The 16,585-nt window shown below is 53.4% G+C and carries 13 protein-coding genes and 1 pseudogene; 11 read left to right on the forward strand and 3 right to left on the reverse strand.

Going from position 1 to position 16,585, the window contains the following annotated elements:
- The first annotated feature begins 293 nt into the window (after positions 1–293).
- The 8 genes from ACFQ0N_RS05825 to ACFQ0N_RS05860 all read left to right on the forward strand — a co-directional run bounded on the left by ACFQ0N_RS05825 (position 294) and on the right by ACFQ0N_RS05860 (position 10,233).
- Positions 294–2,060 carry a sensor histidine kinase gene (locus ACFQ0N_RS05825; protein WP_379323761.1) on the forward strand — a complete coding sequence of 589 codons (1,767 nt, stop codon included), beginning with the start codon at positions 294–296 and terminating at the stop codon, positions 2,058–2,060.
- Entirely contained in the window at positions 2,060–3,643 is a 1,584-nt protein-coding gene (locus ACFQ0N_RS05830) for a response regulator (RefSeq protein ID WP_379323763.1), read from the forward strand. The genes ACFQ0N_RS05825 and ACFQ0N_RS05830 overlap by 1 nt, the downstream gene beginning before the upstream one ends.
- A gap of 166 nt (positions 3,644–3,809) precedes the next feature.
- Positions 3,810–5,117, forward strand: coding sequence for an ABC transporter substrate-binding protein (locus ACFQ0N_RS05835; protein ID WP_379323765.1), 1,308 nt, complete (start codon positions 3,810–3,812; stop codon positions 5,115–5,117).
- A 79-nt stretch (positions 5,118–5,196) separates the two neighbouring features.
- Positions 5,197–6,102 (forward strand): carbohydrate ABC transporter permease, encoded by a 906-nt coding sequence (locus tag ACFQ0N_RS05840; protein WP_379323767.1) that lies wholly within the window; start codon positions 5,197–5,199, stop codon positions 6,100–6,102.
- Positions 6,092–6,928, forward strand: coding sequence for a carbohydrate ABC transporter permease (locus ACFQ0N_RS05845; RefSeq protein WP_379323769.1), 837 nt, complete (start codon positions 6,092–6,094; stop codon positions 6,926–6,928). Before ACFQ0N_RS05840 ends, ACFQ0N_RS05845 begins: the two co-directional genes overlap by 11 nt.
- Positions 6,929–6,956: 28 nt before the next feature.
- Complete coding sequence (locus ACFQ0N_RS05850) at positions 6,957–7,838, forward strand: alpha/beta hydrolase (RefSeq protein ID WP_379323771.1); 882 nt, start codon at positions 6,957–6,959, stop codon at positions 7,836–7,838.
- 5 nt (positions 7,839–7,843) lie between these two features.
- Positions 7,844–9,088 carry a serine hydrolase domain-containing protein gene (locus ACFQ0N_RS05855; protein WP_379323773.1) on the forward strand — a complete coding sequence of 415 codons (1,245 nt, stop codon included), beginning with the start codon at positions 7,844–7,846 and terminating at the stop codon, positions 9,086–9,088.
- Between the two features lie 824 nt (positions 9,089–9,912).
- Positions 9,913–10,233: a hypothetical protein gene (locus ACFQ0N_RS05860; RefSeq protein ID WP_379323775.1), complete on the forward strand. Its 321-nt coding sequence runs from the start codon at positions 9,913–9,915 to the stop codon at positions 10,231–10,233.
- Between the two features lie 79 nt (positions 10,234–10,312).
- Here the strand turns inward: ACFQ0N_RS05860 and ACFQ0N_RS05865 are convergent.
- Positions 10,313–10,546: pseudogene (locus ACFQ0N_RS05865) on the reverse strand (multicopper oxidase domain-containing protein); the annotation flags it as partial.
- A gap of 327 nt (positions 10,547–10,873) precedes the next feature.
- On the opposite strand from ACFQ0N_RS05865, the gene ACFQ0N_RS05870 reads away from it, so the two are divergent.
- Positions 10,874–12,034 (forward strand): RNA-guided endonuclease InsQ/TnpB family protein, encoded by a 1,161-nt coding sequence (locus tag ACFQ0N_RS05870; RefSeq protein WP_379323777.1) that lies wholly within the window; start codon positions 10,874–10,876, stop codon positions 12,032–12,034.
- A gap of 1,097 nt (positions 12,035–13,131) precedes the next feature.
- Positions 13,132–13,548, forward strand: a complete 417-nt coding sequence (locus ACFQ0N_RS05875; RefSeq protein WP_379323779.1) for a VOC family protein — start codon at positions 13,132–13,134, stop codon at positions 13,546–13,548.
- A 79-nt stretch (positions 13,549–13,627) separates the two neighbouring features.
- Here ACFQ0N_RS05875 and ACFQ0N_RS05880 read toward each other — a convergent pair whose 3' ends face one another.
- On the reverse strand, positions 13,628–14,053 hold the full coding sequence (locus ACFQ0N_RS05880) for an SRPBCC family protein (RefSeq protein ID WP_379323781.1): 426 nt from the start codon (positions 14,051–14,053) through the stop codon (positions 13,628–13,630).
- A 76-nt stretch (positions 14,054–14,129) separates the two neighbouring features.
- Positions 14,130–15,086 (reverse strand): sigma-70 family RNA polymerase sigma factor, encoded by a 957-nt coding sequence (locus ACFQ0N_RS05885; RefSeq protein ID WP_379323783.1) that lies wholly within the window; start codon positions 15,084–15,086, stop codon positions 14,130–14,132.
- Between the two features lie 537 nt (positions 15,087–15,623).
- Between ACFQ0N_RS05885 and ACFQ0N_RS05890 the strand changes: the two genes are divergently transcribed.
- Complete coding sequence (locus ACFQ0N_RS05890) at positions 15,624–16,550, forward strand: class I SAM-dependent methyltransferase (RefSeq protein ID WP_379324287.1); 927 nt, start codon at positions 15,624–15,626, stop codon at positions 16,548–16,550.
- The last annotated feature ends 35 nt before the right edge of the window (positions 16,551–16,585 follow it).

The raw sequence follows: 16,585 nt of genomic DNA on the forward strand, positions 1-16,585 counted from the left end.
ACGAACCCTGGAGGTTGTTGTAAGAATTTTGTATATCATGGAAATCTAATCTGTGGTAATATGAATGTAAAGAATTTGCAATTAATAGATTCAACCCATAGAACACAAAAAGCCTGATGTACAAGGCTTTTTCCGTTGTTTGTAGTTTGGTAATTAAGTCCTGTTCAATCTTAGTAATTGCCCTTCCTCCTTACGGCCGCGGCACTGGCGGCTACCTTCCTTTTTACGCGCCATGGATTCGCCCGCTTCTACGATCCGGTATTGTCGGAGCTCTGTTTCATAGTGTAAAGTAAATGGGTAAGTGGGATGTCCGAAGGGAGGGATGGCTTATCCGGTTTAGTTTCGGGGATATGCCCCTCAAGCAAAAGCTGTTTCTGTGCATCGCCTTGCTGATCGTCGTGCCGTTGCTGCTCGCCGGGTTTTACTTGAACCATCAGTTCGCGAGACTAACGCTTAGCAAATCGAGCGACATCGCGCTTCAGACGCTTAAGCAGACGAGACAGAACTTCGACTCCCTGATCGCGGATACGAACGATCTGACTTTGCGGATGATGGCGAACGCGCGAATTCAGAAATTCCTGAAGGAAGATTACAACAAAGAGCTTGACTTCGACCAATATTATCGGGAGATATACGACTGGCTCGACGACTTGAAAGGCTCTAAGGCCTACTACGAGACGATCAGTTTGATCGACGGCGGCCGGTTGGCGTTCCAGACGGGAACGCTGGACGTTTCCGTCGACGCCGAGCGGACGCGGGCAGCCTCGGAATTGAAGGGGCGGCTGTATTGGGCCTCCGACGATAACCGCCTGTACGCCTATCGAAGGATTATGGATTTCAACAAATTCGGCCGGGAGCTGGGCGTCATAAAGGTGAACGTCTCCGAGGAAGCGGTGCGCCGTTTCTACGAAGATATCAATTCGTACGACGGCTCCCGCATCGACTTAATCGACGCCTCCGGCAAGGTGATGTCCTCAACGGAGAGAGGCGCGATCGGGCGCGCTTACGCCTATTACGAGGATATCAAACCGGGGATTTCCGGACGGGACGAAGGATTCTTCGGGAAGCGGCTAACCGGCGGGAATAACGTCGTCCTGTTCTATCGCGTCGCCGGACCGGAGTGGACGCTCGTCCAGACGATTCCGGAAAGCTCGTTCACGTTGTTGAAAACGACGCTGAACATCATGCTTCTGGTCGCGATCGGGTTATGCGTTCTGTTCGGGTTCCTGTTCTCGCTCGTGCAGCACCGTTATTGGATCAAGCCGTTAGGCCGGCTGCGCGCCGAGATGGCCAAGCTGCGCACGGGCAATTTCAATATCGCCCTGGCCGGAGCGTCCAAGGACGAGATCGGGGAAATTCATCAAGGCTTCATCCGCATGGCCGGACAGCTCAAGCAGACGATCGACGACGTCTACGTCAGCCGCATCCGGCGCAGGGAAGCGGAGCTTACCGCCCTGCAGGCGCAGATCAATCCTCATTTTTTGTACAATACGCTCGATTCGATTCGTTGGCTGGCCATGAAGCATAGAAATTACGACGTCAGCGAGCAGATCGAAGCCCTGTCGGAAATCTTCAAGCACGTGCTGAGCAAGGGCCGGCCAATCGTGACGATCGGCAGCGAGCTGGAATTTCTGGAGAACTACATGTTCATCCAGCAGGCGAAATACGGTCAAAGGATCAAACTGCGGGTAGAGGCCGATCCCGATCTGCTCGCGCTCCCGGTGCCGAAGCTTATCCTGCAACCGCTCGTCGAGAACGCGATCCTGCACGGTTTGGAAGAAAAGCTGGAAGGCGGAACGATCGAGGTTCGCATCGAACGGGAAGGCGAGCGCATCCGGATGGTCGTATCGGACGACGGACTCGGGGCGGACCAAGAGCGCATGAACCGCCTGCTGGGCGTCGAGGGCGACCGGGAGGGCGGCTTCGCGCTGCGGAACATCGACGAGCGGATTAAGCTGCAGTACGGGCGGGAGTTCGGCTTGACGTTCAGCAGCAAAAAAAACGAGGGGACGATCGTCGAATTGCGCGTCCCCGTTACCAAGAACGAGGAGCTGGAGTGATGAAGCTGTTGATCGCGGACGACGACAGGCAGATCCGGGAGGGTATCAAGGACGGGATCGATTGGGCTTCCCTGGGAATCGGAGAGGTGCTAACGGCGTCGAGCGGCACCGAAGCGTTCGAGACGTTCTCCGCGGAGCTGCCTGAGCTGGTTCTGACGGACGTCCGGATGCCGGGAATGGACGGATTGGAGCTGCTCAGGCGGATCAAGGAAGTCCGGCCCGCGACGAAGGTCATCATCCTGAGCGGCTACAACGATTTCAAATATCTCAAGAAGGCGATCCAATGGGACGCGGCCGATTATGAGATGAAGCCGGTTCGCGCCCGAAGCTTGATCCGGCTCATCAAGAAGGTCAGCGAGGAGATCGTCCGGGAACGGGTATCGGAAGAGACGTTCCGTACGTACCTGGCCTCCCATAAAGAACTCTTCGCCGAGGATCTCGTGGGCGGGAGAATCCGCGACCGGCTCATTCTGTTGGACGGATTAGCGCAGTATTTCCAGTTCGACGCGACCGGGACGCTGCTCTGCGTTCGCCTTGAGCCGGACCGAAGCGGAGCGGGGCCGGACGAAGCCCGTCCCGCGGCCGACGCGATGCGGCGACGCGCGAGGGAGGGGCGGGACTCGGAGTCCGGCGAATTGTGGTTAGAGACGAAGGACGGGGTTTTGATCGGGTTGCTTAAGTTGGAGACGGCCTCGTATTTGTACGCCCGCCACGCCGCGGCCTCGCTGAAGAACCGGTTAACGGAGATTCTGCGCGCGCCGCGGGCGGAGGGCGAAAGCACGTGGTCGGCGGGAATCGGCGGCCCGGGCAACATCTCTGAGCTCGACGGCCTGCTCTTGCAGGCGAAGGATGCGCTCGCGTTCAGACTGTACGCTGGCCCAAGCTCGGTTCATTATTTCGGCGAAGCGGAAAGTCTCCGGGAGAGGACGATCAAGGGGCTTGCCGACGAAGAGGATTTCATAGCCCTTATCCGCGAAGCGAATAGCGAGCGCTTGACCGGGCGAATCAATGCCGAGTTCGCCAGGCTGCGCGAGGAAAGAGCCTACGGCGGGAAAAGTCTCACGGCGTATTGCCAGGCCTTGATTCGGCTGCTTGCGGTCCACGCGAGGGAGCCGTCGGCCGAGCTCGCCGAATTCGCGCGGGTGCGTTGCGAGGAATTGGACGGCGGATCCTTCTTCGAACTCCGCGAATACGCGGAGTTCGTCCGGAACGCCTACGAAGAAGCGATCGGGACTTACTACGGCCGCGTCGGCGCCTCCCGCTTAAGCGCGCTGATGCAACTGGCCGATGCGTTCATCCGGAGCAACTACGCGCGGGAGCTGACGGTCGAGCGTGTCGCTGAACATGTGGGAAAGACGCCCAACTACTTTAGCCACCTGTTCAAGAAAGAAATGGGCGTTCCGTTCCGGGAATACGTCAACCGGCTGAGAATCGCCAAGGCGAAGGAATTGATCGAAAGGACGACGGACCGCATCTACGAGATCGGCGAACGGGTCGGATTTTCGGATTACGCCTATTTCACGCAAGTCTTCCGCAAGCTGGAAGGCCGCCCCCCGACGGCGTTCAGGAAAAACCGGCCCTAACGGCCGCCGAACGAAAAATCGAAGATTAGCAAACATTTTCGTAGATTTTTGAAATAGTGGCTGCCTCAGGCAAACCGTATAATGGGATCTAACGACGCGCGCTCGTTGGATGACCCGGGATACGGTTTTTCTTTTTCCCGTTCCGAAAAATAGAGGAGGTCTTGGTATGTGGAACAGAAGAAAGGCGGCAAAGCTTCTATCGGTATTGCTCGGCATGACGCTTGCGATCGCGGCTTGCGGAAAGTCCGAGGAGGGGGGAACCCCTCCCGCTTCGGAATCCGCCGGCGCTTCGGCGACGGCATCGGAGTCCGGCGGCAAACCCGGGGAGAAGCTCAAGCTGACGCTGATGATCGCTCCCGTGGACGATCCGAGCAGCAAGATCGAAGAGGAAATGGTCGCCGAGCATTTCAAGGACAAATACGACATCACGTTTAAGCCGTGGGATTCGAACGTCGAGAAAACGTTAAAAACGACGATCGCGGCCAGCGAGCCGATCGACGTCGCGATGTACTGGCCGGGAGCGATGGAGACGTTCGTCGATTCCGATATGGCACTGGACCTGACCCCCTATCTGGAGGCGGACGACGGGGCGTGGAAGAACGCGTTCGTCGGCAACGCGCTCGCGGCGGGAACGTACGGCGGTAAGGTGTACGCGGTTCCTTACGCGGCCGTGTATCCGCTGCTTGAAGTGAACAAGGACATCGCCGACCGAGCCGGGGTTACGTTTCCCGACGACGGGCCCCTGAGCTGGGACGATTTCATGGCGGCGCTGGGAACGATCAAGGAGAAGACGGGGATCGTTCCATTCGGGCTGTACAAGGACTGGGGGCCTTGGGTGCCGCGCAACAACCTGATTACCGTATGGCCCGACGAGCAGACGCGGAGCGACTTCGCCGCCGGCAAAATCCCGTTCACCGATCCGCTTGCGGTCAAAGCTTTCGAAGCTTCCAAGGAGCTGTACGACAAGTACGCGTACCCGGGCAAGGGCGCGCTTTCCACGACGCTGGAACAAGTGAACGTCGCCTTTAAGGCGGGCAAGATCGCGGTCAAGGCGAACGTCAACATTCTCGCCGCTCAGTCGGTCAAGGAATCGGGGCTGCCCAACGTTCAGATCGTCAGTTGGCCGAACATGGGACTGAATCATGTTCTCGGCGGCTCGAACGGGTACATGATCCCGGCCAACGTGCCCCATCCGGAAGCTTCCGTGGAGATCGTGAAGTACTTGACCAGCGCGGAGGTGCTGCAGAAACGCGTCGATACGGGCGCTCCGGTCACCGTAAGCGGAGTGCGGTCCGACGATCCCAACTTCGCGCTGTACGCGAAGGATATCGCTAACATTCAAACCGAGGAAGTCATGCACCTGTCGACGAAGATCACCGATATTCTCAACGCGAAGATGCCGGCGAACTATATCTTTAACGGCAAAGCCTCGCTGGAGGAACTGGAGAAGCTGAGGCTGGAAGCAGTCCAATAAGCAACGAGAAGCGGCGAAGCGGGCAATTGGGAGCGGTTCGTCCTGGTCCGTCCGCTTCGCCCGACGGGAGGTTAGGCCAATGAAATCAATCAACGGTTACTCGTCTTTAACGCTCAGAACGAGATTGCTCGGCACGGCGTTCCTTCTTCCGGCCCTGCTGTTCATCGGGGCGACGATGATCGTCCCTATCGGGTGGAACGCGGCGATGTCCTTCGCCTCCTGGAACGGCATGGGAGCGATGAAAGCGGCCGGATGGAGCAATTACGCGGCTTTTTTCCAAGATTCGGTGACGTTAAAAGGGTTCGGCTATTCGATCTTCATCGCCGTCGCTTCCTCCGTGATCGCGGTGCTGTCCGGGCTGCTGCTCGCTTTGGCGATCCATCGGGCCGGACGCAAGGAGGGGGCCTTCTACCGGTTCGTGTTTTTCGCTCCGGCCATGATGCCGCTGGTCGTCATCGGATTGCTATTCACGTTTATCCTCAGTCCAGATACGGGACTGCTTAATCACGCGCTGCGGGCGATCGGATTGCAAAGCCTGGAGCATGCGTGGCTGGCGGAACCGGGAGTCGTCCTATGGACGATCGCCGTCATCGGCGGCTGGCGGTTCTCGGGGTTCGTCATGATGCTCGCGTATACCGCGATCGTCTCTTTGCCCGGTTCGCTGTTCGAGGCCGCGAAGCTGGAGGGGCTCGGGTACGTCCGGCAAGCCCGCGTCGTCATTCTGCCCCTGATCATGCCGACGATCCGATTGGTCACGATGCTTATGCTGATTCTTTCGTTCAAGACGTACGATATCGTCTGGGCGATGACCAAGGGCGGGCCGGGCGATTTCTCGCGGACGGTGCCCGTCAGAATGCTCGACGTCGCCTTCCGGTACAACGAATTCGGCTATGCCGCCACCATCTCCGTCATGCTGACGATCGTCGTGTCGCTGATCATCGCTTTGTCCAGGAAGCTGACGAAAGGGAATGTATATGAATACTAGAAGACCGCTGGGCGGGTATGCGATGAGGACGGTTCTCGTCTGCCTGACGGCCGTCAATCTGTATCCGCTGCTGTTCACGTTCCTGACGTCGCTCAAGACGTCGGATGAATTTTTCTCCAACATCTGGGCGTTTCCCCGCTCATTCATGCTCGACAATTACGAGCAAGCTTTCGAGATTGGCCGGATGGGCGAATATTTTTACAATAGCGTCGTTATCGCCCTGGTCACGCTAGCGATGGTAACGGTCGTAGCCGCTTTCGCGGCCTACGCGCTCGCCCGGCTTCATGTTCCGTTCGCCGGAGCGATCGTCGGCTTGCTCTTGGTCATTCAGATTTTGCCGACGGAATCGATGGTGCTCCCGCTCTATATGATGATGTCGAAGCTTAAACTGCTCGGCGTCACATACGTTCCCATCACCTCCGCCTATGTGGGGTGGCTGCTTCCCGGCACGATCGTCATTCTGCGCAACTTTTTCCTCTCGATTCCTTCGGAGCTGCTGGAGTCCGCGAGAATGGACGGGAGCGGGGAGATGAGCACGATGTTCCGGATCGTCTTCCCGCTGACGGGAGGCGCGATCGCGACTTGCACCGTGCTGAACTTTTGCTTCGTCTGGGGGGAGCTGCTGTGGGCGCAGATCTCGACATTGACGACGGAGAAGGGACTTCCCCTTACCGTCGGATTGATCAATTTCCAAGGCCAATACGCGACGGACTGGGGCTTGATGACGGCGGCTATCTGCATGATTCTCGTTCCGCTGTTCCTGCTCTTCGTCTTCCTGCAAAAATATTTCGTGCAAGGTTTGACTTCCGGAGCGGTCAAAGGATGACGATATAAGGAAGAGAGGGGGCGGACGGATGATCGCGGAGACGATTCCGTTGCAGATCGGCGGAGGGAATGCCCTACTGCAGAAATACTTGTTGCACGATTCCCGGGAGTTTCGGACGGGGCGGCTTAGGCCGGCCGTCGTCGTCTGTCCCGGCGGGGGATACCTGAGCACCTCGGACCGGGAAGCGGAGCCGGTCGCGCTGCGGTTCGCGGCGCACGGGTATCATGCCTTCGTATTGCGATACACGACGTGGTTCGGAGAACACGTACCCGACTTGAACGAAAGTCCGCCGGGCAACGCAAACTCCGCTTTCCCGCTGCCGATGCTAGAATTGGCCGAAGCGTTGGCGACGGTGCGAAGGAGCGCCGCGGAATGGCGCGTGGATCGGGGCCGGATCGCCGTCGTCGGCTTCTCCGCGGGAGGGCATCTCGCCGCGAGTCTGGGTGCGCATTGGTCAGGCGATCTGCTGCGGGAGAGGTTCGGAGTGGAGGTGAACCTCGTGCGTCCGGACGCGCTCGTTCTAGGTTATCCTCTCGTCGACCACGCGTTCGCGCTCGAGCGGGAGGAGCAGGAGGCTTACAAGAAGCTCGTCTATCGGGCGCACTTCGGACGCCCGGATCCTTCCTCCGAAGAAAGGGAGGCCAACAGTCCGCTGCGATACGTGAACGCCGGCACGCCGCCGACGTTTCTGTGGCATACGGCCGACGACGAGCTCGTCAACGCCCGCAATTCGTTACTGTGGGCGATGGCGCTCGGGGATCGGGGCATTCCGTACGAGCTTCACGTGTTCGAGAGCGGCGTTCATGGGCTGTCGCTGGCCGACGAAACGTCGGCGGCGGACGATACGCATATTCACGCAGGTTGCCAAAAGTGGTTCGAATTGGCCCTGACATGGCTAAGGAGCAGATGATGGGTATGGCATTCGAGACATGGGAGACTTGGAGAACGCCGGAAGAAGGCGGCTTTGACGGTGGCAAGTTAAGCATTGCCGCGGAACAAATCGAACGGCGCATCCGCGAGGGGAAGCTGGCGGGAGCCGCTTCCTTTGTATCGCGGGGCGGCCGGATCGCGCACTGCTCGGTTCAGGGCTTCGCCGATAGGGAGAACGGGCGGCCGCTCGGGCAGGAAGCGGTTTTTCGGCTCGCTTCGATGACGAAACCTATCACGGCGGTCGCCGTCATGACATTGGTCGAGCAGGGGAAAATCAGGTTGACGGATCCGATCGGAAAATACGTGCCGGAATTCGGCGGGGATTCCTACGTCGCGGTTCCGGACGTTCAAGCGTCCGTTGCCTCTTATGAACCGGACCCGGAGGCTCCGGCCGGCTCGATTCCGGAAGCCGTTCCCGCATATACGCTGGAGCCCGCGATCCGTCCGATGACAGTGCGGGACTTGCTCACGCATAGCTGCGGCTTGGGGCAAGGTCCGGTCGGCTTCCGCGAGATGCGGATGCCCGGCGAGGACGTGACGTTGGCCAGCCATATCCCGGCGTGGGCGAGAGTGCCGCTCGATTTTCAGCCGGGTGCGCAGACGGGGTACAGCCCGATCGCGGCGTTCGATATTTTGGGAAGAATCGTCGAGGCCGCCTCGGGGCTGCCGTTGGATGTTTATTTGGGGCGGGCGTTGTTCGAGCCTCTCGGCATGCGGGATACGACGTTCGGCCCGTCGGCCGAGCAGCGGACCCGGCTCGTCGCGCTGTATGAAAGCGTCGACGGGGGATTAAGAAGAACGGAGGAGCAAAACCCGTTCTTCCATCCGACCTATTATTCCGGGGCAGCCGGCTTGTTCGGAACGATGGAAGATTACTGCCGTTTCGCCCGGATGTTGGCCGGCGAAGGGGAGTGCGGGGGGACGCGGATATTACGCGCGGAGACGGTGCGGCAGATGGCGTCGCCGCAGCTTCCGGACTCGATAAAGGGTTTCCCCGAGTGGCAGACGTGGGGACTCGGCATGCGCGTCGTCACGGATGGCGAATCGGCGGGGTCATGTCTGACGACGGGCAGCTACGGGTGGAGCGGGGCGTGGGGCACCCACTTCTGGATCGATCCGCGCAAGGACCTCTTCGCCGTGTTGATGGTGAATCTCGCGAACGCGGGAGGCTCCGATTCCGAAGCCTCCCGCGAATTCGAGCGCGCGGTGATGTGGGCGCTCGCGTATTAAGCGATGAAGGAGCAGCCTCTACTCGTCCGGGGCTGCTCCTTCGTTCGTCGCGGGGATACGGATCCCCACTGTCGTTCCTTTACGCTGGAGAACGTTAATCCGTAATCTTGCTACAATATTGAACATTTATAACCAAGGTATTGAAGACCGCAAAAAATTATTATAATCCCCAAACGGGGATTTTTTAATGTTCGTAGAACAAAAGGAGCCAGTGAGGCTCCTTTTGTTTGTAATTATCACGATTTGCGAAATGTGACACATCTCGTAAATCGATCAATTTAATTTTTACTAAGAAACACAGAGGATACGAAATGTGACACATCTCGAAATGTCCAACGACACAAAAACACCTCAAATAATTTGTTTGGAGTACAAGGCCACATGAACGATTGAGGGGATATTGTGTCAACGAGTTATGACACAATATTGCCCACGGATTAGGAGATTGACACAAATCCACCATTATATTCGGAGATACCTTTGCAAGACAATGGTACATAATTAAGGAAACGTACTAGCCGAATGAGGGATACCTGATGTTTGTTAACCCCTAGTCGTTTCTATTACCGTCAACCTTGGCAAAAAAAAGCCGCTCGTTTCCCGACAGAGAAAGTGAGCGGTGACAACTGATCCGCACGGCGGCGGTCAGAGACATCGCATGCGGAAGGCGTTTTGGCCTAATGATGAATATTCTCTCATTTAAGGGTTCTTTAATGTAGTTTTAAGGGAACATTCAGAGTTGATGCGTAAATTAGGGACCTAAGAAAGGAGGGAATGGTCCGCAATCAACATTTTTCAAATCATTTAGATGGAGGTTGAATCAAATGAAACGAATTAGTACTATTTTGCTTGCGCTCGCGCTTGGTGTTGTACTGCTGGTGGCTGCCGGATGTAATAACGGGGATACGCCCTCAGATGTCGATATGGGCACGGATAACATACAGCAAGGGGATACGCCCGAGGGTACGGACGGTTCGACCGATTCCGGCGCGACGCCGGATAGCGGCCCAGATGGCGGAGCCGGGGACGACGGCAGTACAACCGGCGATCCGGGCACGACGCCAGACAGCGGCGCAGATGGCGGAGCCGGGGATGACGGCAATACAACCGGCGATCCGGTGGCTGGGAACACCGATAGCCCGTAAAATCCAAACAAGACAAGAACAAGGGGAGAGGATCCCCTTGTTCTTACGTAATCGATGATATCTTTTTTTCAAGGGCAGGTTTGCCGTTTCTACTGAGCACAAGCATTTTGTGGCCATGCAAGTGCATCGGGTGAGGCACAAAGCTGCGGTTGACGAACGTCGTCTTTACAAGATCCCTGAGCGACAAATCCGATATTGTCATTGGAGAATTGAACGGAAAAATGGGGGTGGACCTCTTCGTTCTAGGGACGTACCAAGACGGAAGAGTCGAGAATGCTTGCAAATTCGATTGCACCTGAAAAGGTTGAGGCATGATTGCCAATATCAGGCCCGCCAAAAGAAAACGCCCTCCGAACTTCACATTCTGAAGCCCTTCAGCTTATCTAAGCTAGACCTAATTAGTCCGCTGACCCATATCGTTTAAGAGACTCGCCAGTAAGGCGGGCTTTTTGATTTATTTATCGATACAGACGAGAAGACTCCTTCCTCAAAGCGCAAGCTTAGGTAGGAGATGAATCGTCTTCGGACAAGGGTGGCAACTTTGCTATCTCAATTGTCCGACATGATTTTCAAGCCGTCCCTTCCCGATTTGAAATCGAACTGGTGTTCTGGTATAATGTTAGATATGGGGGGATTGGAAATGAGTCAGAATACGATTACGATCAAACTTCCTTTGTATCGGCCCACAATGGTAAAACAAGACATGTATAAAACCATGAGATCCCACTTTTCACAAGCTAGCAATCAAGCCCTTCTATACCTACAGGAAGTCCCAGTACGTAAGGCAACAGAGCTGGATCGCCTACTTCGTTCCATACCACTACCATCAACGCTTCTTCAAGAAGCAAGAAAACTGGCTGTAAGCCGATATCAAGATTGGCGGAAGCATGCCAACACCAAGGGTTTTCCTTCCTTTCGAGCGAATATCTCGATCCTGTTTGACAATCAGAACTGGCGGCTCCGTTTCGATCAAGGACACCTGAAAATTGGCATCCCCACCATCGAAGGGCATTTAACCATCGATAAATATGTGCCTGCCAGCGTAAACGATTATGCTTTGTTTTGGGTGAACTATCTTCTGACTGGGGAAATGGATCCAAACAGCAAACACTATAAACCTTCTTACAAAGGAATCTCGAAACCGAAAAAAGGGAATGCGCAGCTTTTTGAGCGTAAGGGAAAGTGGTATTTTGCTTTCACCCTTTCTTTTCAACTTCAGGAATCGCCGAAAACGAACAAAGCGATTGGCGTAGATCGCGGATTACGCCTCATTGCGGTTGCTGCCGATGCCGATACGGGGAGATACCTGACCTTTAACGGCAAACGTATCGGCCATATCCGCAGGCGGTATGCCCGTTTGCGAAGGGAAATCCAGCAAGCGAAAAATATGAAAGCGCTCAAACGACTCGAACATAAAGAACGGCGCATGATGCAATATTGGAACCATGTCATGGCCAAAAGTATCGTGCAATTTGCGCGTGCGAGCGGGGCGTCCATCATCAAGCTGGAAGACCTGAGTCACATTCGTTCGATGAAGAAATATTGGAAGCGTGCGGATCGCAATATTCATGCTTGGGCGTTCTATGATTTGGAACGAAAGATCACCTATAAAGCCGCATTAGCCGAGCTAAACGTGGAAAAGGTGAATCCCTATAAAACCTCTCAGGAATGCAGTCAATGTGGAATCATTCGGAAGAACCATCGCAGGAAAGATCAATTCCAATGCTCTTGCGGCTATCACGATAACGCGGACGTCAATGCCGCCTACGTCATATCCCGCAGACCATCTCTTGTCATATAAGACAAAACGACGGCGTAAAAAGCCGTTGTGCAGGGCTAGATACCTTGCATAAGGCACCTGACTGTGCTGGATACCTAACCGAGAAGTTCTATCCGTCACACCAAAGACGTTCAACATGGACGGAACTGAACCCGGAGTTTGTTCGGGTACAGAAGCGAGCGTACGAGCCTATTCTGTGATCATGAAACAAATTCCTAAGGTAACGGTAACTGAACCTGCTTCTCGCTAATGAGGCGAATAAGGGGAATCCCCCGCCTCTAAGCAAAGCGTAGGCGGGGGAGGATGTCAAGGTTAAAGACAATTGTCTGGGGAGCGGCAAATTTGTACGAAGTGAAGGGAGTACACAGAAGTCTTCCGTACGATTGGAGGGAAATTACTTATCAAGTGGCAAGAGTTATCCGTCCGGTATTCCTGCATTGGGCAAGTGGGATGTGGGACAGATCGTATATTATGATATACCGGCGGCGGGAGGGTATGTTGGTGCGGTTTGTGTGGAACAAGGAACACCTGGTGTGTGGAAAGAGTTCGGAGTCATTGCAATTTGAACAACAATCCCAGTGAGGTCTGGCATACAAAAGGGAGGTAAATTATGGTCAAAAAGGCGTGCCTATGGTTCTTGCCTGCCGTAATTGTGCTATCAGCAATCCATTTTACGTCGATTAATTAAATCTATAGCCACGTGTTTAATCTGCCGTACAATGATGATTATAAGGAGAGTAGTGATTATAATATTTCTTAGCGGGCAACGATGAAAATCGGGAAGGGGTGGAGTTGATAACTTTCCATCCATCCTCATCTAGATTTCTGCTGTATTTTTTTGCAGCTTCAGAATTGGAAAAATAATGTATAGAAATGTTTCTATAGTTCTGAGACGTTCCAGAACATTTCAAATCAATTAGCCTATCAGTAAACGAAACAATCTCCTTGTTTGTAAGCAACCTTACGGGAATGGCGGGTATCCGAACTCAATACCAAGTTATTTTTCAAAATTTACGCTTCCGAATCCATGAGACCGATGAATTCCCGGATCGGCTGTCGTCTATATAAACGAAGGCATAAATGAACACAAACTAATTTGACGAAGAGGTGTTTTGAAAATGGCATTAACGTCCGCATTCACGAGCTTCAACCTGCCTGTAAAAAACGTAGAACAATCGAAAGCGTTCTTCACCGGACTCGGATTCGAGCTCAACCCGCAATGCCCCGAGAACGAGAATTCGGTAGCCATCGTGATCGGCGACAACCTGCAGGTCATGCTGATCAATCAAGCATTTTTTAATACGCTCACGGAGAAGGAATCCGTCGATACGAGCAAGTATGCGCAGATGACGATCGCATTGGCCTTCGAGAGCCGGGAAAAGGTCGATGAAATCGTGAATACCGCGGTCTCCTTGGGCGGGAAATTGCACGCTGAACCTGAAGATCATGGGTTCATGTATCATTGGGGCTTCGTGGACTTGGACGGCCATCTGTGGGCCATTAACTACATGAACATGGATGCGGCACAAGGTTAAGGCTAACGGAGAGCACGCTCGTACTAGGGTTCAAAAAGAAAGACGCCGGGCATCTTCCCCGGCGTCTTCTTCGCGATGATTAGTTTTGTTCGGTATAGGCTTTGAAATTGTCCATGATCGCTTGCCAGCCTGCTTGCTGGAACTCGACGGGATTGGAGCTTTCCGCGTCGAACGTTTCGATGACCTTCGTCTCATTCCCTTGATCGACGAAAGCAATATCCACTCTTCTTCCGTCTTCCATGGTGTAGCCGATCGCCTCATGCCGATTCACGACATCGTAGACGCCGCCAAAATCAAAGCCCATGCTGCCATCCTTCGCTTCCATCCGTGTCAGAAACTTGCCGCCGACCCGCAGATCGTTTTCGGCTCTCGGCGCATGCCAGTCCTCGGACGCTTGATTCCACTTCGTGATGTGATCCGGCTCGGTCCAATAGCGCCATACCTTCTCGACAGGGGCTTGAATGACGGCTTGCACGGTTACTTTCGTCGGTTGATTCGTTTCCAATTTAAATACACACCTCTCTCATGATATTCGTCGTTTGGTTATTCTCAATGATATAGACGTAAGCCAATGACGAAATTCATTGGTCAATTCGCTCAGGCAGCCCAAATCGCGAAAATAATGGCTTATGAATGAAGTTTTGAACGTGCAGGATTTGATTTTCTTTGGTTTCGATGACGTGGATGCCCCAGGGTACCAGGCCAGAGCCCTCTTTGCCCGGCATATACTGGGCCAACGCCGGATAACCGCCATTCACCGTAATGGGCACAAATCGCGAACCTTCGCAATGCCAGCGAGTAAGCGAATAGAAGGCGGACAAATCTTCCTTGCCGCGGATCCACATCTCGAAGGGCGGCATCGACATGCAGCCTTCCTCGTGGAACAACGCGACGAGCGCAGCAATATCGAATTGCTCGAAGGCCTCCACATACCGGGACAGCAGCTGCTGCTCCGGTTGAACGTCCATGCTGCTGAGCTCATCCGAGCGAAGCTGCGCCCGGTCCATCGTCTCTCGGGCTCTTTGCAAGGCGCTGTTCACCGCTGCCGGCGACATCGCCAACGTTTCCGCGATCTGCTTGGAGGACCATTCAAATACATCCTTCAAAATGAGTACCGCGCGCTGCCGCGGAGGCAAGGTCTGCAGGAGAGCGATGAAGCACAGTTGAAGGGTATCTCTGCGGACGAGCCGATCCTCCGGATTGCCCCCAAAGTCGGGAGACGGCCAGATCCAGGCAGAGTCCGGCAGCGTGTCGCGCGGCTCGACGATGGCGACGGCCGGATCGAACAGGTCAACGGGAAGCGCGCGGCGTTTGGATTGTCTCAGCTTGTCCAAGCACAGGTTGGAGGCAATCCGATAGACCCAAGTTTTGAACGAGGAATCCTGTCTGAACGTGCTCCAGCTCTGCCAGACCCGAATACTCGTCTCCTGAACGGCATCATCCGCATCGTCCATGGAGCCTAGCATTCGGTAACAGAACGAGGTTAAGCCCGGCTTCAAGCTTGCAAATAATGATTCGTCAAATGCGGTCTCGTTCATCATGGCCTCCCTTAACGATCTCCCCGAAGGGCGGTACCTTCATTATATGCAATGAAGCGGACAACCTCAATAGAATAAATAGGCTTTCATCGTTCTCGCACAACAATCGTTTGAGTGGTCTCCACTTTCTCGCTTAAAAATACTTCGTTCACCCATTCGCAAGCATGTCTGGAAAGCGTACAAGCTTCATCTGCAACAGCTACTGGCTGAATATGATCTGGCTATGGAGCAGTTGCAGGTAATCGAGGATGAAGTGGCCGCTGCACTGGCCATTCCGCTAGCTAAGCCGATACTGGTGATGAAGGGCATGAGTACCCTGGCTGTCGCCGGCGATTGCCCTGGGTGTGGAGCAGCTATTATTGACAATTCAATTATTTTGGGTAGAATAGGATTGACTCTTAGTCATGGAGAATTTTGTCGTTATTTGGGGAGGAAAACGTATTGAAACCAACTGAGTCGAACGTAACAGCTTTAGGTTCAGCATTTGACCGAACATACAATAGTAAAAGCGGCGTATCAGAAGAATTAGACGCTTCTGTGGAAACAGATTCAGAACAAAATGGGTCTAGTTTAACTTCCTTAGTATCAGCTTTTGGTAGGGCGTATCATAGTAGGTATGATTCACCGAAAGTGGTAGATGATTTTATTGTAAATAAGTTGATTTCCAAAGAGGAATTTTCAGCTATCAGTAAAAATTTGATTGACGGTATACAATTTTTTAATAAAGATATTGGAGAAAGGTTTAAAGATGAGCCAGATAAAATTTTAAAATGGCTTACACAGGTTCAGGTATCTTCAATACCTCTAGCACGTTCTGCCTATTGTGAAAAAGTATTACTTAATGAAGTGAAGTCTGGCCTAAAGCAGTATGTCATATTAGGCGCTGGCCTGGATACTTTCGCATTCCGGTTTCCGGAATTACAAAGCAGTTTAAAGATCTTTGAAATTGATCATCCGGATACACAAGTGTTAAAGAAAAAAAAGCTTGCGGCTGCTAAATTCTGCATCCCTGATAATCTTTATTTTGTACCAATGGACTTCACTACTGAGTTTTCTCATCAGAACCTAGTAAAGGAAGGATTTGAAAACGAGAAAACGTTCTTTAGTCTGTTAGGTGTCACATATTATTTATCAAAAGAAGAAAACGCTTCCTTGATGCAACATTTTTTTGCAAATGTCCCATCAGGTAGTTCTATTGTGTTTGATTATGCAACTGAAAAACTTTTTGAAGAAAAAGGAATGTCTAATCGGGTGGAAAACCTGGTGAAATTTGCTGAAGCAAGCGGGGAACCGATGAAATCAGGATTTACATATAATGAACTTACAAGCATTTTGGAAAAGTCAGGATTACAAATTAAAGAGCATCTATCACCTGAAATGATGAACGAACTCCTATTTAAGAATAGGACGGATTATTTGTCTGCATTCGAGACAGTACATTATATTCATGCTGTAAAAAAATAGTTTTCTAAGCCTAAAGCCTATTGAATATTGGGAAA

It is taken from the genome of Paenibacillus sp. GCM10027626 (assembly GCF_042676285.1).
Taxonomy (GTDB): Bacteria; Bacillota; Bacilli; order Paenibacillales; family Paenibacillaceae; genus Paenibacillus_Z.